The organism is Streptomyces sp. NPDC046887, assembly GCF_040644755.1.
Lineage (GTDB): Bacteria > Actinomycetota > Actinomycetes > Streptomycetales > Streptomycetaceae > Streptomyces > Streptomyces lichenis.
Genome location: NZ_JBEYXH010000043.1, coordinates 41,059 through 60,054, shown reverse-complemented (window position 1 = coordinate 60,054; position 18,996 = coordinate 41,059). Strand labels below are relative to the sequence as shown.

Sequence of the window (18,996 nt, the reverse complement as noted above, 5' to 3'; positions counted from 1 at the left end):
GTACCGCTCGACGAGGTCGAGATCTCCATCCTCCGCTCGCTCGCCGTCCAGCTGCTGGAGCTGATCGGCCCGGGTGACGAGCCGCCGGTGGGGGAGGACCCGCTCGCCGGGCTGTTCCGCGAGGGCCCCAGCGAGCCGCCCTCCGACCCGGCGCTGGCCCGGCTCTTCCCCAACGCCTACGCGGACGACGACGAGGAGCTGCGCGCGGCCTCCGCCGAGTTCCGCCGGTTCACCGAGACCGATCTGCGGGACCGCAAGCGCGCCGACGTCCTCGCGGTGGTGCGCAACCTGGACGCCCTCGGGGCCGCCGGGGAGGGGGTGGCGGTGCTGAAGCTGACCGCCGACGACTCCCGCCACTGGCTGGGCGCGCTGAACGACCTGCGGCTGACCATCGGCACTCGGCTGGAGATCGCCGACGACGAGGAGAGCGACCGGCTCTACCGGCTGCCCGACTCCGATCCGCGCAAGCCGATGGTGATGGCGTACCTCTGGCTCGGCGCCCTCCAGGAGACGCTGGTCGAGACCCTGATGTAAGCCGCGCCGGGCCGCGCTCGGGCCTCGCGGGAGGTTCGCTGAGGCCGTGATGCGAGCCGCGGCCCGCCTCGCGGGCTGTTCGCTGAGGCCTCGATGTGCGTCGGGGGGTGTTCGCTCAGCGGACGCTCAAATCCGTATAACGATCGGATTACCAGACTGTCCCGGTGTGCGCCGCTACGGACACTTCTGTCCGCTTCTTTCGGTGAGCTGTGCCACAGTCGTATCAGTTGATCATCATCCTCGCCGTGATACACCTGCACGATCGCCCGGGCAACGCCACCCCTGTCGCCCGGGTGCGCTTCGCCGGCTGACCGCCGGCGGCACTCCATCCATATCCGGGGGGATCAGGACCTGGTCCGCTGCCGAGACAGTCGTCGGCGCGGATCAGCGTGGAGAAAGGCGCACCACACCATGGCCTCAGTGCAGGTCGACAAGCAGCAGGGCGGCGGCGACGCCGCGGGCACCGGGTCCGGCGAGGGCGAGGGCTACCAGCGGGGCCTGGGCGCCCGGCAGATCCAGATGATCGCCATCGGCGGCGCCATCGGGACCGGGCTCTTCCTCGGGGCGGGCAAGGCCATCTCCAAGGCCGGACCGAGCCTCATCCTGGCGTACGCCGTCGCGGGCCTCGTCATCTTCTTCATCATGCGGGCGCTCGGCGAGCTGCTGATGTACCGCCCGGTGTCGGGCTCCTTCTCGGAGTACGCCCGCGAGTTCGTCGGCCCCTTCGCCGGCTTCGTCACCGGCTGGACGTACTGGCTGTTCTGGGTGGTCACCGGCATCACCGAGGTGACCGCCGCCGCCACCTATATGACCTACTGGTGGAACATCCCGCAGTGGGTCTCCGCGCTGATCTTCACGATCATCCTGTACGGCGCCAACCTGATCTCCGTGAAGCTCTTCGGTGAGCTGGAGTTCTGGTTCTCCATGGTCAAGGTCACCGCCATCATCGGCATGATCCTGATCTGCGCCGGCATCCTCACCATCGGCTTCTCCGACGCCGGGGACACCGCCTCGATGACCCTGCTGTGGTCCGAGGGCGGCTTCTTCCCCAAGGGCATCGGCGGCACCGTGATGACCCTGCAGATCGTGATGTTCGCCTTCCTGGCGGTCGAGCTGGTCGGTGTCACCGCCGGCGAGTCCAAGGACCCGAAGACCACCCTGCCCAAGGCCATCAACACCGTGCCGTGGCGCATCGCCGTCTTCTACGTCGGCGCGCTGATCATGATCCTGTCCGTGGTGCCGTGGACCCACTTCCAGCCCGGCATCTCGCCGTTCGTCGCCGCCTTCGAGCAGATGGGCCTCGGCGTCGGCGCGGCCATCGTCAACTTCGTGGTGCTCACCGCGGCGCTGTCCTCCTGCAACTCCGGGATGTACTCCACCGGCCGGATGCTGCGCGACCTCGCCCTCAACGGCCAGGGCCCCAAGGTCTTCACCAAGCTGACCAAGACCGGCACCCCGCTGGTCGGCACCACCTTCTCCGCCGCGCTGATGCTCGTCGGCGTGTGGATCAACTACCAGTGGCCCGGTGACGCCTTCGACAAGGTCGTCTCCTTCGCCACCATCTCCGGCATGTGGGCCTGGATCATGATCCTGGTCGCCCAGATCCGCTACCGGGCCAAGGCCGACCGCGGCGAGCTGCCGCAGTCCGAGTTCAAGGCCCCCGGAGCGCCGTTCACCAGCTGGTTCGCCCTGCTGTTCATCTTCGGCGTGATCGTGATGATGGGCGTGGACGCCGAGGCCCGGGTCTCGCTGTACTGCGCCCCGCTGTGGGCGCTCATCCTGGGCGTCTCCTACCTGGTGCTCAAGCGCCGCAACCCCGAGGGCGCCGCCTTCAACCGCTGAGCCGGACCCCGGCCCCGTAGCGGTGCCGTGGCGAGCCGTATCGGCATTCGGGCCCTTCCGTACCACCGACTGGTACGGAAGGGCCCGTTCCGTATCCGTCGGGCCTGTTCCGTATTTCGTCGGGCCCGTTCCGTATCCGTTCGTCATCGGGCCGGCCCGGCCCAGAGCCGCGCCAGCTGGGCGTCCAGCACCTCCTCGGCGGCCCGCTCGGTGAGGTGCCCGACCAGTACCTGGGCGGTGAGCCCGTCCGCGAGCGCCAGCAGGGTCCGCGCCTCCCGCTCCGGGTCGAGCGCGGCGCCCGTGCCGCGCGCCACCGCCTCCTCGATCAGCCGGGCGAAGAGCCCCTGGAGCGCCGCGTACCCGGTGCGCAGATGTTCGGCGAGCGGTGGGCTCACCGCCGCCTGGGCGAGGAAGGCCAGCCAGATACGGGCCTCCGCCCGGTGCTCCGCGCGCACCAGCGCCACCTCGCCGGCCGCGTGCCCCAGCGCGGTGGCCGCCGACTGGGCCGGACCGGCGGTCAGCCGGGCGCGCACCCGGGCGATGATCCGCCCGCCGACCGCCTCCACCGCGAAGAGCAGCATCTCCTCCTTGGTGCGGAAGCAGCGCTGCACCGCCCCCAGGGAGATGTCCGCCCGGACGGCCACATCCCGCAGGGTCACCCCCTCCAGCCCGCCCTCCTCCGTCAGCGCGCAGACGGCATCGGCGATCCGCCGCCGTCGCTCCTCCTGGTCCACCTGCCTGGGCATGCCCCTCCCTCCTCCTGTATGGGCCTGTATGGGCTTTTTCCGATGCGAGCGTATCGGTACCGGGTTATGCTCGGCGCCACGAGGTTCCGATACGCGCGTATCGGGACGGGGTGCGGGACAGGGAGGCATGAGGATGTCATCGGGTACGGGGAGTGGGACGGCGGCGCTGTGGCGGTTGCCGGCCGTCGAGCAGGCGGCGGCGGTCCGGCGCGGTGAGGTGACCGCCGCCGAGCTGGTGGACAGCCATCTGGAGCGCGTCGCCGAGGTCAACCCCCGGCTGAACGCGGTCACCCGGCTGCTGGCCGAGCGGGCCCGGGAGGCCGCCGCGGCGACCGACCGGCGCCGGGCCGCCGGCGAGCGGCTGGGACCGCTGGCCGGCGTCCCGTTCACGGTGAAGGAGTGCACCCCGATTGAGGGCGTCCCCACCACCTTCGGCACCCCGCGCTTCCGCGAGCTGGTGGCGAAGGCGGACGCCCTCCCGGTGGCCCGGCTGCGGGCGGCCGGCGCCATCCCGATCGGCCACAGCAATATGCCGACCCTGATCCTGGCCGGGATGCACACCCGCAGCGAGCTGTACGGGGACACCGTCAACCCCTGGAACCCGCAACGCACCCCGGGCGGCAGCAGCGGCGGCGACGGGGTGGCCGTGGCCGCCGGGATGGCCGCCCTCGGACTGGGCAACGACTCCGGCGGCTCGGTCCGGATCCCGGCCTCCTTCTGCGGGGTGGCCGCGCTGAACCCGACCACCGGGCGGTTCCCCGCCGACCAGCGGGTCATCGGCCCCGACGACCCCGGCCCGGCCGCCCAGGCGCTGGTCAAGGACGGCCCGCTGGCCCGCACGGTCGCCGATCTGCGGGCGGCGTACGAGGTGCTGGCCGGCACCGATCCGCGCGACCCCCGCGCGGTGCCCGCCCCGCTGTACGGGGAGCCGCTGCCCGGCCCGGTACGGGTCGCCGTCGTCGCCGACCCCGGCGGCCATGGCGTCCACCCGGCCGTACGGTCCGCGGTGGAGGCGGCGGCCGGTGCGCTGCGGGACGCCGGGTACGAGATACGGGAGGTGGCCGACGTACCGCGGCTGGACGAGGCGCTGGAGGTGTACGGGAAGCTCACCGTCACCGAGTTCGCGCCGAGCTGGCCGGTGGTGCGGACCCTGCTCGGCGAGGGCGGCGACCGCTATATCGCCCGGGCCATGGAGCGCACCCCGCCGGTCTCCGCCGCCGAACTGGTCGCGCTGACCGGCACCTGGGCGTCCATTCGCCGCTCCTGGGCGGAGTTCCTGGACACCTATCCGCTGCTGCTCGGCCCGGTGTTCACCGAGCCGCCGGTCGAGCCGGGTCTGGAGTCCCGGGACGAGGCGGGGCGCGAGCGGGTGGCGGCCGCCATGCGGCTGTGCACGGTGACCAGCTTCGCCGGGGTGCCCGCGGTGGCGGTGCCCACCGGGACGGCCGGCGGACTGCCGACGGGGGTGCAGCTGGTGGGGCGGGCGTTCCGCGAGGACCTGTGCCTGGCCGCCGCGCAGGCGGTCGAGGACCGCCTCGGCATCCTCGCCCCGATCGACCCGCGCCCCTGAGGCGGCCGACGGGTCCTGCCCAAGCCCGTACCACCGTCCGGACCGGGCCCGGGGCGGCCCGGGGGGCGCGGCCTATTCTGAGCCCATGCTGACCATCACACGGGCCCTCCACGACCAGATCGTCGCGCACGCGCGCGAGGACCACCCGGACGAGGCCTGCGGCGTCGTCGCGGGCCCGGCCGGCACCGGCCGTCCCGAGCGCTTCATCCCGATGCTCAACGCCGCCCGCTCGCCCACCTTCTACGAGTTCGACTCCGGCGACCTGCTGAAGCTGTACCGCGAGATGGACGACCGCGACGAGGAGCCGGTGGTCGTCTACCACTCGCACACCGCCACCGAGGCCTACCCCTCGCGCACCGACGTCTCCTACGCGGGCGAGCCCGGCGCCCACTACGTCCTGGTCTCCACCGCCGACACCGACGGGGCGGGGCCGTTCCAGTTCCGCTCGTTCCGGATCGTGGACGGGGAGATCACGGAGGAGGACGTACGGGTCGTGGACGCCTACTGAGGCCCGGTCCCTGGGCGGGATCCCGCGGTCCCGAGGCTGGTCCCCGGACGCGGTCTCGCGCCCCGGCGGCCGGATTCCGACGCCGGTATCCGGATGGTGAGCGGGTGGCGTCCGGGATCCGAGACGGTGTTCCGAAAGGCGGACCGGGAATCGATACGATGAGCGCATGGTTGCCATCGACGTGACTGAGACCGCGGCAGGGAGTGTCCTGCTCGTGGCGCGCCTGCACGTCGACCTCTGCCGTCTGGCCAGCGCCATCTGTCCGCCCGGCCCCCCGGGCGCGGCCCACCTGCCCGGCGCCGTCTGACCGGCGGCGCCCGCCCCGGAACCCCGGACCGTACGCCGGAGGACGCCGCCGCCGACCGCCATGCCGCGCGATCCGGTGGCCGCCCGGCACCATGGGTCACCGGACCGCCGTACCGCGACCGGAGCCCCTCCGCGTACCGCACCGCCCCCACCGTCACCCACGTTCACGTTCTCTTCTTCGAACAGGAGCCCGCCATGGCCATCGAGGTCCGCATCCCGACCATCCTCCGCACCTACACCGACGGCGCGAAGGCCGTCGAAGGCAGCGGGGACACCCTTGCCGACCTCTTCGCCGACCTCGACACCCGGTACGCGGGCATCCGGGAGCGCATCGTCGACGGCGAGCAGCTGCGCCGGTTCGTGAACGTCTACCTCAACGACGAGGACGTCCGCTTCCTGGACGGCATCTCCACCAAGCTGTCCGACGGCGACAACGTCACCATCCTCCCGGCGGTCGCCGGCGGAATGCGCTGACCGGGAATGCGCTACGACAGCCCCCTCGCCGCCGTCGGGAACACCCCGCTGGTCCGGCTGCCCCGTCTGTCGCCCTCGGCGGACGTGCGCGTCTGGGCCAAGCTAGAGGACCGCAACCCGACCGGCTCGGTCAAGGACCGTCCGGCCCTGCACATGATCGAGCAGGCGGAGAAGGACGGCCGGCTCACCCCCGGCTGCACCATCCTCGAACCCACCAGCGGCAACACCGGTATCTCGCTGGCGATGGCGGCCAGGCTCAAGGGCTACCGCATCGTCTGCGTGATGCCGGAGAACACCTCCCAGGAGCGGCGCGACCTGCTCGCCATGTGGGGCGCGGAGATCATCTCCTCCCCGGCGGCCGGCGGCTCCAACACGGCGGTGCGGGTGGCGAAGGAGCTGTCCGGGCAGCACCCCGACTGGGTGATGCTCTACCAGTACGGCAACCCCGACAACGCCGGCGCCCACTACGCCACCACCGGCCCGGAGATCCTGGCCGACCTGCCCTCGGTCACCCACTTCGTGGCCGGGCTCGGCACCACCGGCACCCTGATGGGTGTCGGCCGCTATCTGCGCGAGCACAAGCCGGACGTGAAGATCGTGGCCGCCGAGCCCCGCTACGACGACCTGGTCTACGGGCTGCGCAACCTCGACGAGGGGTTCGTGCCCGAGCTGTACGACGCCTCGGTGCTGACCACCCGCTTCTCGGTGGGCTCCGCGGACGCGGTCACCCGTACCCGGGAACTGCTCCAGCAGGAGGGCATCTTCGCCGGGGTGTCCACCGGTGCCGCGCTGCACGCCGCGATCGGGGTGGGGAAGAAGGCGGTCAAGGCCGGGGAGAGCGCCGACATCGTGTTCGTGGTCGCCGACGGCGGCTGGAAGTACCTGTCGACCGGCGTCTACACCGCGGCCACCACCGAAGAGGCCATCGAGACCCTGCACGGCCAGCTCTGGGCTTAGCCCCGTAGCCCCCGCCGCAGCCGGCAGCGACGCCGACAGAGCCCGTCGCTGGTATCCAGGCCGACAGTCGCCGCAGCCGGCAGCTACGCCGACAGGTGCCGCACCCGGTCCCAGACCAGCGGGTCCACCGGGCCCACCCGGCGCCGGAAGGAGCCGAGCGGCACCTCCCGCAGCTCCTCCGTCTCCAGAAAGCTCGGCCGGCCCCGGGTGTCGCCCACCGAACCGGGGCGCAGCGCGATGACCCCCGGCCGGCCGTCCCGGTAGCGGGTGGTGATCTTGGCGACCAGCGCCTCGCCGTCCCGCACCGTGAGCACCAGGCAGGGCCGGTCCTTGGACCCGGGCCCGTCCTCGTAGGGCACCTGGGCCCACCAGACCTCACCGGCCGACGGCGACCGCCCCGGGGCCTGCTTCGCCTTCTTCCGCTGCGGCTCCCGGGTCCGCGGCGACCGGCCGGGGGGCCGCCCCGGCGGACGGGTCCGACCGCCCGGCCGGCGGGCGGAACGCTTGCCTCCGCGCCCCAGTCCGTCCACCACGGCGGCCACGGCCGCCAGTACCACCACGGCGCCCAGCGCCGGCCACCACGACGTGTCCACGGAGGTCACGGTACAAGGGGCCGGCGCCCCCCGAACCGGTGACAGCGCAGGTGAGTTCCCCCACAACGGGGGCGCCCGGAGGAGCGGCGGAGTAGGGCGCGCCTTACGCTCGGTAAACCGCACGACCTCCCCTCTCAGCGCCTGCCCGGCTTACGTCCACGGAGGTTCACGCTCCATGAAGCTCACCGTCGTCGGCTGCTCGGGGTCGTTCCCGTCCGCGGAATCGGCCTGTTCGAGCTACCTCGTAGAGGCCGACGGCTTCCGGCTGCTCCTCGACATGGGCAACGGCGCCCTGGGCGAGTTGCAGCGCCACATCGGTCTGTACGACCTCGACGCGATCTTCCTCAGCCATCTGCACGCCGACCACTGCATCGACATGTGCGGCTACTTCGTGGCCCGCTACTACCGCCACGAGGGCGGCCGCTGTCCGGCCATCCCGGTGTACGCGCCGGACGGCGCCGAGGAGCGGCTGACCACGGCGTACGCGGACACGCCCTCCGAGAAGTCGATGAGCGAGGTCTTCGACTTCCGCACCCTGGGCTCGGGCTCGTTCGACATCGGCCCGTTCCGGGTGCGTACGGAGAAGGTGTGCCATCCGGTCGAGGCGTACGGCATCCGCGTCGAGCACGGCGGCCGATCGCTGACGTACTCCGGGGACACCGGGGTCTGCCCGGAGCTGGACGCGCTGGCCGCCGGCACCGACCTCTTCCTCTGCGAGGCGTCCTTCACGCACGGCAAGGAGGACATCCCCGACCTGCACCTCAACGGCCGGGAGGCCGGGCAGCACGCGGCCCGGGCCAAGGCGGGGCGGCTGGTGCTGACGCACATTCCGCCGTGGACCGACGCCGAGCGCAACCTCGCCGACGCCCGCGCGGTCTACGACGGCCCGGCCGAGCTGGCCCGGCCGGGCGCGGTCTACGAGATCTGAGCGGTTTCCGAGCGGTATCCGAGCGATACGAGGCCGGTGACGGCCGAAGGCCCCCGGTGCCGCGGTGTGCGGCGCCGGGGGCCTTCGGCTGCGATACGGGGCGGTGGGGGCGCGGTGCGCCGCCGGTTACGCCTTGGCGTCGGCCGTGCCGTCGGCCTTCGCGTCCTTGGAGTCCGTAGCGCCCTCGGCGCCCTTGGCGTCCTCGGCCTTCTCGGCCCGGACCTTCTCCGACTCAGCGGCAGCGGCCTCGCTCTTCGCGCCCTTGGCCGGCTTCTCCGCCTGGGTGGCGTCCACGACCGCCTCGGCCTCGCCCTCGGGCTCACGGCCCGGGGTGGGCAGGTTGAACTTGATGATCGCGAAGCGGAAGACCGCGTAGTAGACCGCCGCGAAGGCCAGGCCGACCAGGGCGAGCATCCACGGCTTGGAGGCGATGCCCAGGTTGAGCAGGAAGTCCACCGCGCCGGCCGAGAAGCCGAAGCCGTCCCTCATGCCGAGCGCCCAGGTCAGCGCCATCGAGACACCGGTGAGCACCGCGTGGACGGCGTACAGCACCGGGGCGATGAACATGAAGGTGAACTCGATCGGCTCGGTCACGCCGGTGACGAAGGAGGTCAGCGCGAGCGAGAACATCATGCCGCCGACGACCTTGCGGCGCTCGGGGCGGGCGCAGTGCACGATGGCGAGGCAGGCGGCCGGCAGGGCGAACATCATGATCGGGAAGAAGCCGGTCATGAACTGCCCGGCGCTCGGGTCACCGGCCAGGAAGCGGGCGATGTCGCCGCTCTTGCCCTCGTAGGTGCCGGCCTGGAACCAGGGGAAGCTGTTCAGCAGGTGGTGCATGCCGACCGGGATCAGCGCGCGGTTGGCGACACCGAAGATGCCGGCGCCGACGGCGCCCGAGCCGACCAGCCGCTCACCCAGGTTGTGCAGACCGGTGCCGAGCCACGGCCAGATCAGGCCGAAGACGATGCCGATGACCAGGCCGGCGAAGGCGGAGAGGATCGGGACCAGTCGGCGGCCGCCGAAGAAGCCGGCCCAGTCGGGAAGCTTGGTGCGGTAGAACTTCTGGTACAGCAGGGCGACCACGATGCCCATGACCACGCCGCCGAGGACCTTGGCGTCCACCGGGGCCTCGACCATGACGATCTTGCCGTCCACGACCTTGGCTATCTTCGCCAGGTTGGGGTCGGTGAAGGTGGCCAGCACGTTCTTGAAGACCAGGTAGCCGACGACGGCCGCCAGCGCGGTCGAGCCGTCCGACTTCTTGGCGAAGCCGATGGCGATGCCGACGGCGAACAGCAGGGCCATGTTGTCCAGCAGCGCCCCGCCACCGGCCGCCATATAACCGGCGATCTTGGTGATGAAGGTGGGGAACGACTCCTTGCCGAGCATGTCGGGCTGGCCGAACCGCACCAGGAGGGCGGCGGCGGGCAGCACGGCGACCGGCAGCATCAGGCTGCGGCCGATGCGCTGCATGACAGCCATCGCGCCGGCACCCTTCTTCTTCTGCTCCGCCTTGGGGGCGGTGGCCGTGGACATCAACTTCCTCCAGTGGGCAAGGCGCCGCCCGGGCATCGGGAAGAAGGGGGAAGGCGGCGTCTCAGAACGGGGAACGCGGCGGTCAACCGGCCGCGTGGTCTACACCATTGGGTGGTGTAGACCAGTTGTAGCACGGTCGGGGATAGATAAGGAACCTGCGAAATCGTGACGGCGTGCGCACCCTTCGTACGCGACACGGACACATCTCCGGGCCCCCTTCCGGCGCACACCAAGAAGCCCCCGAACCCGCAGGTCCAGGGGCCATGGAGGCCGTTCGCCCCCGAGCCTAGCGGCTGCCGCGCACTGCTCCGCCCACCGGCGGAGGCACCGGCTCCGCTCACCGGCTCCGCTCGCCGGGTGCGGGGCGCGCCCCGGCCGGGTACGGGTCCGGCTCCCGCTACGGCTTGGTCGCGTCCCGGTCCAGCTGCTCGCCCAGCTCCTCCGGCTCGCGCCCCGGCACCGGGATGTCGAACTTTGCGATGAGGAAGCGGAACAGTACGTAGTAGACGACCGCGAAGCAGAGCCCGATCGGGATGATCAGCCACGGTTTGGTGTCCAGGTGCCAGTTCACCACGTAGTCGATCAGCCCCGCCGAGAAGCTGAACCCCGCGTGCACCCCCAGCGCCCAGGTGATCGCCATCGAGGCACCCGTCAGCAGCGCGTGCAGCCCGTACAGCAGCGGCGCCGCGAACATGAAGGAGAACTCCAGCGGCTCCGTCACCCCGGTGACGAACGAGGTCAGCGCCACCGACAGCATCAGCCCCGCCACCTCCTTGCGGCGCTCCGGGCGGGCCGAGTGTGCGATCGCCAGCGCCGCCGCCGGCAGGCCGAACATCATGATCGGGAAGAAGCCCGACATGAACTGCCCCGCCGAGGGGTCCTCCGCGAAGAACCGGGTCAGATCGCCCTGCACTACCGAACCGTCCGGCTTGGTGAACTCACCGGCCTGGAACCAGAAGAAGGTGTTCAGGAACTGGTGCATCCCGATCGGGATCAGCAAGCGGTTGGCCACCCCGAAGATCCCCGCGCCCCAGGCACCCAGCCCGATCAACTGCCGGGCGAACCAGGTCAGCGCGTCCCCGACCGGCTCCCACAGCAGCCCGAACAGCACCCCCAGCACCACACAGAGGAACGCCATGATGATCGGCACCAGCCGCCGGCCGTTGAAGAACCCCAGCCAGTCCACCAGCTTGGTGCGGTGGAAGCGCTGCCACACCACCGCCGTCAGCAGCCCGATCAGGATCCCGCCCAGCACCCCCGGGTTCTGCGGAACGCCCGCCGGGACCTCGTCGGTCACCGTCCCCGCCTGCGGAAACGCCTTCAGGACGTTGAAGTAGACCAGGAAGCCGACCACCGCCGCCAGCGCCGTCGAACCGTCCGCCTTCTTGGCGAAGCCGATCGCCACCCCGATGCAGAACAGCAGCGGCAGCCCCATCTGCCCGTCCAGGATCGCCGTGCCGCCGTTGGTCAGCACCAGCGCCGTCTTGTCCCAGAACGCCCCGTGCAGATACGCCGAGAACAGGTTGCCCAGACTCACCAGCAGACCCGCCGCCGGCAGCACCGCCACCGGCAGCTGCAGACTGCGCCCCACCTTCTGCAGGCCCTGGAACAATCCGTTGCGCCAGGTACGCCTCGGCGCGGCGGCGCTGTCGGTGCTCATCGGCGACCTCGACCTCCCGTGACCCCGGAGGGCCCCTACTGGTGTAGACCAGTTGCGGTAGGCTCCCGGCGGGGCTCACACCACCGCGCCGCGCGGCCGGCACGACACCGTACGCGGCCGGGAACCGGTGACCGCCATCCTTCGCCACGAGGCCCCACCTCGCGCGCGTAGATGGGCCAACCGTGAGTTACCGTGACAACCCGGACCGGGCCGCGACCACCGCGCCGACCCCGTCCACGTGCTCCTGACGAGCCGCGATCCACAGGGAGAGACCATGGCCACCAAGGCTGAGAAGATCGTCGCCGGGCTCGGCGGCATCGAGAACATCGAAGAGGTCGAAGGCTGCATCACCCGCCTCCGCACCGAGGTCCTGGACCCCTCCAAGGTCGACGAGGCCGCCCTCAAGGCCGCCGGCGCCCACGGCGTCGTCAAGATGGGCACCGCCATCCAGGTCGTCATCGGCACCGACGCCGACCCCATCGCCGCCGACATCGAAGACATGATGTGAGCAGCGCGGTCGCGCACTGACCAGCGGCCAAGGGCCCGTTCCGGACATCCGGAACGGGCCCTTCGCCATCACGGGCTAGGCTCTCGCCCATGTCTCGCATCGACGGCCGCACCCCCGAACAGCTCCGCCCCGTCACCATCGAACGCGGCTGGAGCAAGCACGCAGAAGGCTCCGTCCTCGTCTCCTTCGGCGACACCAAGGTCCTCTGCACCGCCTCCGTCAACGAGGGCGTCCCCCGCTGGCGCAAGGGCAGCGGCGAAGGCTGGGTCACCGCCGAGTACGCCATGCTGCCCCGCGCCACCAACACCCGCGGCGACCGCGAATCCGTCCGCGGCAAGATCGGCGGCCGCACCCACGAGATCAGCCGCCTCATCGGCCGCTCCCTCCGCGCCGTCATCGACTACAAGGCCCTCGGCGAGACCACCATCGTCCTTGACTGCGACGTCCTCCAGGCCGACGGCGGCACCCGCACCGCCGCCATCACCGGCGCCTATGTCGCCCTCGCCGACGCCATCACCTGGGCCCAGGGCAAGAAGCTCGTCAAGGCCGGCCGCAAGCCCCTCATCGACACCGTCTCCGCCGTCTCCGTCGGCATCGTGGACGGCACCCCGCTGCTCGACCTCCGCTACGAGGAGGACGTCCGCGCCGACACCGACATGAACGTCGTCTGCACCGGCGACGGCCGCTTCGTGGAGGTCCAGGGCACCGCCGAGGCCGAGCCCTTCGACCGCAAGGAACTGGGCGCGCTCCTCGACCTCGCCACCGCCGGCTGCGCCGACCTCGCCGCCCTCCAGCGCGAAGCCCTCGCCACCACCCTCTGAGGCCGGCCGCCACCCGGCAACCGCCCAGCCCCCCGCTGGCGTCTTCACGGACACGGGCGTACGGCTTCGACACCGTACGCCCGTCCACCGCCGCGGACCGTCCGCGACCGGGCACCGGGGGAGGACCCGACCATGCGCCGCAGCACCCGCCCGCACCGCCGCACCACCGCGGCCCTGCTCACCGCCACCGCCGCGCTCGCCCTCACCGCCGCCATCGGCTGCTCCGCCGTCGACACCGCCCTCGGCTGCGCCCGCACCGCCGACGCCATCGCCACCAGCGTCACCAACCTCGGCCAGGCCGCCGGCAACGCCGACGACCCCACCCAGCTCGCCGAGAACCTCGACACCATCGACCGCGAACTCGGCAACATCAAGGACAGCACCGGCAACGCCGACCTCTCCCAGGCCATCGACGACCTCGGCCGCGCCGTCGATAACGTCCGCACCGCCGTCGACGCCGGCGACACCACCCCCGACCTCGCCCCCGTCACCGACGCCGCCGGCGAGATCACCAAGGTCTGCACCCCGTAGCCCCGCAGCCGTTGTCGCTGGTCATACTGACTCCATGACCCGCCTGATCCTCGCCACCCGCAACGCCGGGAAGATCACCGAACTCCGCGCCATCCTCGCCGAGGCCGGCCTCGACCACGAACTCGTCGGCGCCGACGCCTACCCCGAGATCCCCGACGTCAAGGAGACCGGCACCACCTTCGCGGAGAACGCCCTGCTCAAGGCGCACGCCCTGGCCCAGGCCACCGGACTGCCCGCCGTCGCCGACGACTCCGGCCTCTGCGTCGACATCCTCGGCGGCGCCCCCGGCATCTTCTCCGCCCGCTGGTCCGGCACCCACGGCGACGATCAGGCCAACCTCGACCTGCTGCTCGCCCAGCTCGGCGACATCACCCCGCCCCACCGCGCCGCCCACTTCGCCTGCGCCGCCGCGCTCGCCCTCCCCGACGGCACCGAACGCGTCGTCGAAGGCCGCCTCACCGGCACCCTGCGCACCACCCCCGCCGGCACCGGCGGCTTCGGCTACGACCCGATCCTCCAGCCCGACGGCTCCCCCCGCACCTGCGCCGAACTCACCCCCGCCGAGAAGAACGCCATTAGCCACCGCGGCAAGGCGTTCCGCGGGCTGGTGCCGGTGGTGCGTGAGCTGCTGGGCTGAGCCGGCCTGGGGCACGAAGGCCGAAGGCCTGGGTACGCCGAAGGCGCGGCACCGAAGTGGTGCCGCGCCTTGCGCTGGTGCGGCCGGTGGGACTCGAACCCACATGGGTGTTACCCCGCCTGCCCCTAAAACAGGTGCGGCTGCCAGTTACGCCACGGCCGCGTGGTGACAGCCATGCTAACGGAGGCGGGGCCCGGGAGTAATGCCTCCACTGCCCGATGAGCGCTTCCGGCACCAGGTGTCGGTGGTCGCATGGCAATTCGGGCACAGGTAGCGCAGGTTGGCGGGGCGGTTGTCGAGCCAGTCACCGTTGACGTGGTCGATCTGGAGGGTCAAGGGCTGCCCTCGCCACTCACCGGTGTTGCCGCAGGCGGCGCAGGCGTACGGGACGCCGATCTCCTGGAGGGCCCGGTGCAGCCGCTCGCGGTTGACCCGCGCCGAACCGGTGGGGTGGACCCGCAGGACGGCGGTCGCCGCCGTACGAGGTCGGGGTACCCGGGTCGCACCCCAGGGGCGGCGCGTGAAGTGACCGGTGCCGAGCCCCAGGTCGGCCACCTTGTTCCGTACCCGCCGATGGTTGACCTGGGTGACGGCGAGCCCCAGGGCCCGCAGCACATCCGCGTAGCTGCTCCCCTCGGCGACCGCCGTCCGCAGCTCCGCCTCGGGGAGCGTAAGCCGGGCATTGCGGAAGTGGCCGGTGTCGATGCCGTGTTGGCGCAGCATCCGGCCGAGCGCGGCACGGGAGCGGCTGTCGTCCGGGATGCCGAGCCGCCGGGCCGCGCCGCGCATGGAGTCCGCCGAGGCGGCGGCCGCCCGCAGCTCCTCGGCGGTGAACGGCAGCTCGACCGGGGTGCTGTTCAGCCCCGGGAAGTGGCTGGTGTCCAGGCCGAGGGCGGCGATACGGCGCCGGATATGGGAGAGCGTGCCGGTCGCCGGGGTCGCACCCAGCTTGAGGACCACCTCCCGGAGGGTGGTGGAGGACGCCACGGCGGCCGCGATCGCGGTGTCCGGGTACTTCCGCCAGGGGCTGACCTTGGCGAAGTGGCCCGTATCGAGGCCCTGGGCGGCCACCCGCTCCTGGAGCACCCGGCGCTGCCCGCCGCTGGGGTTCAGCCCGAGGCGGCGCATCAGGTCCGCCCACCCCCGGGCCGCCGCCACGGCCTCCGCCAGCCGCTCGTCCGTGTACCTGCGCACGCCCACGACGCGCCCCCTTGTCCCCGTTCCTCGACCGCCCGTTCGCGGTCTCGTACGGGCAAACGAATCCGCCCGCCGAAGGTCACTCGGCGGGCGGATTCGTCGTACGGGCGGGGAGAGTGCCAGGCGTCAGTACTTGGGCTCGGGGCCGGCCTGGGCCTGGACCAGTTCGGCGGCCTCCTCCTTGGTGCAGACGGAGGGCGGGGAGCCGTCCAGTGGCTGCTGGGCCGTCTCCTTCATACAGGCGACGGCGATCACGCCGACCAGCGCGGCGGCCATCGAGTAGTACGCCGGCATCAGGTTGCTGCCGGTGGCGCCGATCAGGGCGGTGATCACCAGCGGGGTGGTGCCGCCGAAGAGGGAGGCGGAGAGGTTGTAGCCGACCGACAGGGAGCCGTACCGCACCCGGGTCGGGAAGAGCGCGGGGAGCGCGGCCGACATGGTGCCCAGCAGGCAGACCAGGGAGAGGCCGAGCATCAGCATGCCCGCGGTGATGGCGAGGATGCTGCCGTCGCCGATGAGCAGGAACGCCGGGGCGGAGAGGACCAGGAAGCCGAGCATGCCCGCCATCAGCAGCGGCTTGCGCCCGAAGCGGTCGCTGAGCTTGCCGACCTGGTTGATGATCAGCATCAGGAAGACCATCACGCCCAGCAGGATCAGCAGTCCGTGGGTGGCGCTGTAGCCGAGCTCGTCCGAGAGGTACGTCGGCATATAGGACAGCAGCATGTAGTCGGTGACGTTGTACGCCCCGACCAGGGCGATGCAGAGGATCAGCGTCGGCCAGTAGTCGCGGAAGATCCGGCCCAGGTCGCCCTTGGCGGTGGTCTCCACGGTGTCCGCCGCCTCGGAGGAGGCGCCCGCGGAGGCGTCTTCCAGCTTCTGGAACGCCGGCGTCTCGTCCAGCCTCAGCCGCAGGTACAGACCGACCAGTCCGAGCGGACCGGCCACCAGGAACGGCACCCGCCAGCCCCAATCCTCCATGGCGGCGTCCCCGAGGACCGCCGTCAGCGCGGTGACCAGCCCGGCCGCGCCCACATACCCGGCCAGGGTGCCGAACTCCAGGAAGCTGCCGAAGAACCCGCGCCGCTTGTCCGGCGCGTACTCGGCGATGAAGGTGGACGCCCCGCCGTACTCACCGCCGGTGGAGAAGCCCTGGACCAGCCGGAAGAGGATCAGCAGCGCCGGGGCGAACCAGCCGATGGAGGCGTACGACGGGATCAGCCCGATCGCGAAGGTGCCGATCGCCATCATGATCATCGTCAGGGCGAGGACCTTCTTGCGGCCGATCCGGTCGCCCATCGGGCCGAAGACCATTCCGCCGAGCGGCCGCACCAGGAAGGCGACGGCGAACGTGGCGAACGAGGACAGCAGCTGCGCGGTGTCGTTCCCGGACGGGAAGAAGACCCGCCCGATGGTCACCGCCAGGTAGCTGTAGATACCGAAGTCGAACCACTCCATGGCGTTGCCCAGAGAGGCCGCCTTCACGGCTCGCTTGACCGCCGACTGGTCGGTGATGGTGATGTCCGACCGCCGCAGCTTGGGGTTCTTCCGCTGGTGGATGGTGCGGAAGAGGACCCGATGCCGTCTGATCGCCGCGGGGTCGGCCGTCTGCTGCTGCTCCGGGCCGGTGGCCGCCATGGAGCGGGTTCCTTTCCCTGGACTCGCCCGGGCTGGGAGTCAGCCCGGCGCGCGGACTGTCGCGCGCAGTCCGCCGATCAGTCCGAAGGGAACATCTGCTCGGTCGTGGCATCCGCAAACCGAAGTCCCCCGGGAGTGGGACTTCGGTCACAGCGAGCGAAGGACGCGGCGGCTCAGACGCCGAGGTCCTTGATGATCTTCGCGACATGGCCGGTGGCCTTCACGTTGTACAGCGCCCGCTCGACCTTGCCCTCCTCGTCCACGACCACCGTGGAGCGGATGACCCCGGTCACCGTCTTGCCGTACAGCTTCTTCTCGCCGAAGGCCCCGTACGCCTCCAGCGTCTCCTTCGACGGGTCGGCGACCAGGGTGACCTTCAGGTCCTCCTGCTCCCGGAACTTCGCCAGCTTCTCCGGCTTGTCCGGGGACACCCCGATGACGTCGTACCCAGCCCCGGCCAGCAGCTCCAGGTTGTCGGTGAAGTCGCAGGCCTGCTTGGTGCAGCCGGGGGTGAGCGCGGCCGGGTAGAAGTAGACGATCACCTTGCGGCCGCGGTGGTCCGCGAGCGAGACCTCGTTGCCGTCGGCGTCGGGCAGGGTGAAGGCGGGGGCGGTGTCGCCGGGCTGCAGTCGCTCGCTCATGGGGCTTCTCCATCGCTTCTCGGGTACGCGCTGGAGAGCCTAACGGGGGTCGCCGACCGTCACCGGGCGGCCGAGCTGCCAGACTGTGCAGCACTTCACCAGTCCAACTAGTCAGTCCCCGGGACTCACGACCACACGGAGGCAGCGCGGTGTCGGACGCCAGGACCCCTGCGCAGATCGAGGCGGACATCGTCCGCCGGCGCGAGCAGCTCGCCGTCACGCTCGACGAGATCGGGGTGCGGATGCACCCCAGCACCATCATGGGCGACGCCAAGGCCAAGGTCGCCTCGGCGGTGGACGAGACCGCGGGCCGCGCCTTCGTCGCCGTCAACCGGGTGGTGACCGATGTGAAGGCCCGGTTCACCACGGAGGACGGCGCCCCGCGGCTGGAGCGGGTGGTGCCGGTGGCGCTGCTCGCCGTCGGCCTGGTCGGCCTGCTGGCCCTCTCCTCCCGCCGCCGCAAGGACTGAGCACGGCGCCGCGAGGCAGCAGGTAGGTTCGTACGGTGAGCGAGAACACCCACGACAAGCTGCCCATCCGGATGCTGCACGACCGCGTGCTGGTCCGGAACGACACCCCCGAGGGCGAGAGGCGTTCGGGCGGCGGCATCCTGATCCCGGCGACCGCCGCCGTCGGCCGCCGGCTGGCCTGGGCGGACGTGGTCGCGGTCGGGCAGAACGTCCGCACCGTGGAGCCGGGCGACCGGGTGCTGTACGACCCCGAGGACCGCGCCGAGGTCGAGGTGCGCGGCACGGCGTACGTACTGATGCGGGAGCGCGATCTGCACGCGGTGGCGGCGGACCGCTTCGAGGGCACGGAGGACTCGACCGGGCTGTATCTGTAGGACCCGGGTCCCAGGAGGGCGGCAGGGAGGGTGGCGGAGGCCACCGGTCCCGCCGCCCTCCTCCGCTGCCGGCTGTTGCTACGGTGGAGGGACCCCGACGAGACGCGCCGTACCGGGTCAGGACAAGACGACGCACAACCGCCGTTCGTGTGTGTCGTCTCTGTCGTCTCTGTCGTCTCTCGGAGGTGCCGTCATGGCCTGGGTCCTGCTGATCGTCGCCGGTGTGCTGGAAGTCGCCTGGTCGATCGGGATGAAGTTCACCGATGGGTTCACCCGGCTGTGGCCGAGTGTGCTGACCGGGCTGGGGATCGTCGCCAGCATGGTGCTGCTGGCGCAGGCGGCGAAGACGCTGCCCATCGGCACGGCGTACGGGGTGTGGGTCGGCATCGGCGCGGCGGGCGCCGCCGTGGTCGGGATGCTGGTGCTGAACGAGCCGGTGACCGCCGCGCGGATCTTCTTCGTCTGCCTGCTGCTGGTCGCCGTGGTGGGCCTGAAGGCGACCTCGGGGCACTGAGCGGCCCCGCG

Annotated in this window: 22 protein-coding genes, 1 tRNA gene and 1 riboswitch; of the genes, 15 read left to right on the top strand and 8 right to left on the bottom strand. The window is 71.5% G+C overall.

The features are described from left to right. Nucleotides 1-534: DUF2017 domain-containing protein (locus tag ABZ945_RS28980; RefSeq protein ID WP_361275407.1), on the top strand; the 534-nt coding region annotated here is incomplete at its 5' end. 411 nt (nucleotides 535-945) lie between these two features. Continuing rightward, nucleotides 946-2,376: an amino acid permease gene (locus ABZ945_RS28975; protein ID WP_361275404.1), complete on the top strand. Its 1,431-nt coding sequence runs from the start codon at nucleotides 946-948 to the stop codon at nucleotides 2,374-2,376. Between the two features lie 143 nt (nucleotides 2,377-2,519). Here the strand turns inward: ABZ945_RS28975 and ABZ945_RS28970 are convergent, their stop codons facing one another. Further along, a complete protein-coding gene (locus tag ABZ945_RS28970; RefSeq protein WP_361275402.1) occupies nucleotides 2,520-3,122 on the bottom strand; it encodes a TetR/AcrR family transcriptional regulator in 603 nt (200 codons plus the stop codon). A 127-nt stretch (nucleotides 3,123-3,249) separates the two neighbouring features. Here ABZ945_RS28970 and ABZ945_RS28965 point away from each other — a divergent pair, with 127 nt between their 5' ends. From ABZ945_RS28965 to ABZ945_RS28945, 5 genes are all read left to right on the top strand, one after another. Further along, nucleotides 3,250-4,692, top strand: coding sequence for an amidase (locus tag ABZ945_RS28965; protein ID WP_361275399.1), 1,443 nt, complete (start codon nucleotides 3,250-3,252; stop codon nucleotides 4,690-4,692). A gap of 85 nt (nucleotides 4,693-4,777) precedes the next feature. Then, on the top strand, nucleotides 4,778-5,200 hold the full coding sequence (locus ABZ945_RS28960) for a M67 family metallopeptidase (protein ID WP_361275396.1): 423 nt from the start codon (nucleotides 4,778-4,780) through the stop codon (nucleotides 5,198-5,200). Nucleotides 5,201-5,366: 166 nt separating this feature from the next. Next, on the top strand, nucleotides 5,367-5,507 hold the full coding sequence (locus ABZ945_RS28955) for a putative leader peptide (protein WP_361275394.1): 141 nt from the start codon (nucleotides 5,367-5,369) through the stop codon (nucleotides 5,505-5,507). Between the two features lie 194 nt (nucleotides 5,508-5,701). Further along, nucleotides 5,702-5,980 carry a MoaD/ThiS family protein gene (locus ABZ945_RS28950; RefSeq protein WP_248631831.1) on the top strand — a complete coding sequence of 93 codons (279 nt, stop codon included), beginning with the start codon at nucleotides 5,702-5,704 and terminating at the stop codon, nucleotides 5,978-5,980. A 6-nt stretch (nucleotides 5,981-5,986) separates the two neighbouring features. After that, complete coding sequence (locus ABZ945_RS28945) at nucleotides 5,987-6,937, top strand: cysteine synthase (protein ID WP_361275391.1); 951 nt, start codon at nucleotides 5,987-5,989, stop codon at nucleotides 6,935-6,937. 83 nt (nucleotides 6,938-7,020) lie between these two features. On the opposite strand, the gene ABZ945_RS28940 is transcribed toward ABZ945_RS28945, so the two are convergent. Beyond that, a complete protein-coding gene (locus tag ABZ945_RS28940; RefSeq protein ID WP_361275388.1) occupies nucleotides 7,021-7,530 on the bottom strand; it encodes a type II toxin-antitoxin system PemK/MazF family toxin in 510 nt (169 codons plus the stop codon). Between the two features lie 175 nt (nucleotides 7,531-7,705). On the opposite strand from ABZ945_RS28940, the gene ABZ945_RS28935 reads away from it, so the two are divergent. Next, nucleotides 7,706-8,458 (top strand): MBL fold metallo-hydrolase, encoded by a 753-nt coding sequence (locus ABZ945_RS28935; protein ID WP_361275386.1) that lies wholly within the window; start codon nucleotides 7,706-7,708, stop codon nucleotides 8,456-8,458. A 126-nt stretch (nucleotides 8,459-8,584) separates the two neighbouring features. On the opposite strand, the gene ABZ945_RS28930 is transcribed toward ABZ945_RS28935, so the two are convergent. Both ABZ945_RS28930 and ABZ945_RS28925 read right to left on the bottom strand, forming a co-directional pair. Next, the gene (locus ABZ945_RS28930) at nucleotides 8,585-9,997 is read right to left on the bottom strand and encodes a PTS transporter subunit EIIC (protein ID WP_361275383.1); all 1,413 of its coding nucleotides are present in this window, start codon (nucleotides 9,995-9,997) and stop codon (nucleotides 8,585-8,587) included. Nucleotides 9,998-10,394: 397 nt separating this feature from the next. After that, nucleotides 10,395-11,657 (bottom strand): PTS transporter subunit EIIC, encoded by a 1,263-nt coding sequence (locus ABZ945_RS28925; protein WP_361275380.1) that lies wholly within the window; start codon nucleotides 11,655-11,657, stop codon nucleotides 10,395-10,397. A gap of 274 nt (nucleotides 11,658-11,931) precedes the next feature. Between ABZ945_RS28925 and ABZ945_RS28920 the strand changes: the two genes are divergently transcribed. The 4 genes from ABZ945_RS28920 to rdgB all read left to right on the top strand — a co-directional run bounded on the left by ABZ945_RS28920 (nucleotide 11,932) and on the right by rdgB (nucleotide 14,154). After that, on the top strand, nucleotides 11,932-12,165 hold the full coding sequence (locus ABZ945_RS28920; protein ID WP_105869475.1) for a PTS glucose/sucrose transporter subunit IIB: 234 nt from the start codon (nucleotides 11,932-11,934) through the stop codon (nucleotides 12,163-12,165). 89 nt (nucleotides 12,166-12,254) lie between these two features. After that, nucleotides 12,255-12,986 (top strand): ribonuclease PH, encoded by a 732-nt coding sequence (gene rph / locus ABZ945_RS28915; RefSeq protein ID WP_361275377.1) that lies wholly within the window; start codon nucleotides 12,255-12,257, stop codon nucleotides 12,984-12,986. Between the two features lie 132 nt (nucleotides 12,987-13,118). Then, nucleotides 13,119-13,517, top strand: a complete 399-nt coding sequence (locus tag ABZ945_RS28910) for a hypothetical protein (RefSeq protein WP_361275374.1) — start codon at nucleotides 13,119-13,121, stop codon at nucleotides 13,515-13,517. A 34-nt stretch (nucleotides 13,518-13,551) separates the two neighbouring features. Then, nucleotides 13,552-14,154: an RdgB/HAM1 family non-canonical purine NTP pyrophosphatase gene (gene rdgB / locus ABZ945_RS28905; RefSeq protein WP_361275371.1), complete on the top strand. Its 603-nt coding sequence runs from the start codon at nucleotides 13,552-13,554 to the stop codon at nucleotides 14,152-14,154. A gap of 75 nt (nucleotides 14,155-14,229) precedes the next feature. On the opposite strand, the gene ABZ945_RS28900 is transcribed toward rdgB, so the two are convergent. From ABZ945_RS28900 to bcp, 4 genes are all read right to left on the bottom strand, one after another. After that, nucleotides 14,230-14,316 (bottom strand) — tRNA-Leu (locus ABZ945_RS28900). Between the two features lie 15 nt (nucleotides 14,317-14,331). Then, a complete protein-coding gene (locus tag ABZ945_RS28895) occupies nucleotides 14,332-15,354 on the bottom strand; it encodes an HNH endonuclease (protein WP_361275369.1) in 1,023 nt (340 codons plus the stop codon). Between the two features lie 123 nt (nucleotides 15,355-15,477). Continuing rightward, nucleotides 15,478-16,986 carry a glycine betaine/L-proline transporter ProP gene (gene proP / locus ABZ945_RS28890; protein ID WP_361275366.1) on the bottom strand — a complete coding sequence of 503 codons (1,509 nt, stop codon included), beginning with the start codon at nucleotides 16,984-16,986 and terminating at the stop codon, nucleotides 15,478-15,480. A 173-nt stretch (nucleotides 16,987-17,159) separates the two neighbouring features. Beyond that, nucleotides 17,160-17,627, bottom strand: a complete 468-nt coding sequence (bcp, locus tag ABZ945_RS28885; protein ID WP_361275363.1) for a thioredoxin-dependent thiol peroxidase — start codon at nucleotides 17,625-17,627, stop codon at nucleotides 17,160-17,162. A gap of 149 nt (nucleotides 17,628-17,776) precedes the next feature. Here bcp and ABZ945_RS28880 point away from each other — a divergent pair, with 149 nt between their 5' ends. From ABZ945_RS28880 to ABZ945_RS28870, 3 genes are all read left to right on the top strand, one after another. Then, nucleotides 17,777-18,097 (top strand): DUF3618 domain-containing protein, encoded by a 321-nt coding sequence (locus tag ABZ945_RS28880; protein WP_248631819.1) that lies wholly within the window; start codon nucleotides 17,777-17,779, stop codon nucleotides 18,095-18,097. Between the two features lie 35 nt (nucleotides 18,098-18,132). Further along, nucleotides 18,133-18,471, top strand: a complete 339-nt coding sequence (locus ABZ945_RS28875) for a co-chaperone GroES (RefSeq protein ID WP_361275360.1) — start codon at nucleotides 18,133-18,135, stop codon at nucleotides 18,469-18,471. Nucleotides 18,472-18,542: 71 nt separating this feature from the next. Then, a riboswitch (guanidine-III (ykkC-III) riboswitch) is annotated at nucleotides 18,543-18,608 on the top strand. A gap of 56 nt (nucleotides 18,609-18,664) precedes the next feature. Then, nucleotides 18,665-18,985 (top strand): multidrug efflux SMR transporter, encoded by a 321-nt coding sequence (locus ABZ945_RS28870; protein ID WP_361275357.1) that lies wholly within the window; start codon nucleotides 18,665-18,667, stop codon nucleotides 18,983-18,985. Nucleotides 18,986-18,996: the final 11 nt, after the last annotated feature.

Bases quoted from the DNA above. Each gene is read 5' to 3' on its own strand.
- ABZ945_RS28910 (WP_361275374.1), top strand. From the start codon at position 13,119: ATGCGCCGCAGCACCCGCCCGCACCGCCGCACCACCGCGGCCCTGCTC.
- ABZ945_RS28970 (WP_361275402.1), bottom strand. From the start codon at position 3,122: ATGCCCAGGCAGGTGGACCAGGAGGAGCGACGGCGGCGGATCGCCGAT.
- ABZ945_RS28935 (WP_361275386.1), top strand. From the start codon at position 7,706: ATGAAGCTCACCGTCGTCGGCTGCTCGGGGTCGTTCCCGTCCGCGGAA.
- ABZ945_RS28950 (WP_248631831.1), top strand. From the start codon at position 5,702: ATGGCCATCGAGGTCCGCATCCCGACCATCCTCCGCACCTACACCGAC.
- bcp (WP_361275363.1), bottom strand. From the start codon at position 17,627: ATGAGCGAGCGACTGCAGCCCGGCGACACCGCCCCCGCCTTCACCCTG.
- ABZ945_RS28870 (WP_361275357.1), top strand. From the start codon at position 18,665: ATGGCCTGGGTCCTGCTGATCGTCGCCGGTGTGCTGGAAGTCGCCTGG.
- ABZ945_RS28965 (WP_361275399.1), top strand. From the start codon at position 3,250: ATGAGGATGTCATCGGGTACGGGGAGTGGGACGGCGGCGCTGTGGCGG.
- ABZ945_RS28960 (WP_361275396.1), top strand. From the start codon at position 4,778: ATGCTGACCATCACACGGGCCCTCCACGACCAGATCGTCGCGCACGCG.
- proP (WP_361275366.1), bottom strand. From the start codon at position 16,986: ATGGCGGCCACCGGCCCGGAGCAGCAGCAGACGGCCGACCCCGCGGCG.
- ABZ945_RS28945 (WP_361275391.1), top strand. From the start codon at position 5,987: ATGCGCTACGACAGCCCCCTCGCCGCCGTCGGGAACACCCCGCTGGTC.
- ABZ945_RS28920 (WP_105869475.1), top strand. From the start codon at position 11,932: ATGGCCACCAAGGCTGAGAAGATCGTCGCCGGGCTCGGCGGCATCGAG.
- ABZ945_RS28925 (WP_361275380.1), bottom strand. From the start codon at position 11,657: ATGAGCACCGACAGCGCCGCCGCGCCGAGGCGTACCTGGCGCAACGGA.
- ABZ945_RS28955 (WP_361275394.1), top strand. From the start codon at position 5,367: ATGGTTGCCATCGACGTGACTGAGACCGCGGCAGGGAGTGTCCTGCTC.
- rdgB (WP_361275371.1), top strand. From the start codon at position 13,552: ATGACCCGCCTGATCCTCGCCACCCGCAACGCCGGGAAGATCACCGAA.
- ABZ945_RS28930 (WP_361275383.1), bottom strand. From the start codon at position 9,997: ATGTCCACGGCCACCGCCCCCAAGGCGGAGCAGAAGAAGAAGGGTGCC.
- rph (WP_361275377.1), top strand. From the start codon at position 12,255: ATGTCTCGCATCGACGGCCGCACCCCCGAACAGCTCCGCCCCGTCACC.
- ABZ945_RS28975 (WP_361275404.1), top strand. From the start codon at position 946: ATGGCCTCAGTGCAGGTCGACAAGCAGCAGGGCGGCGGCGACGCCGCG.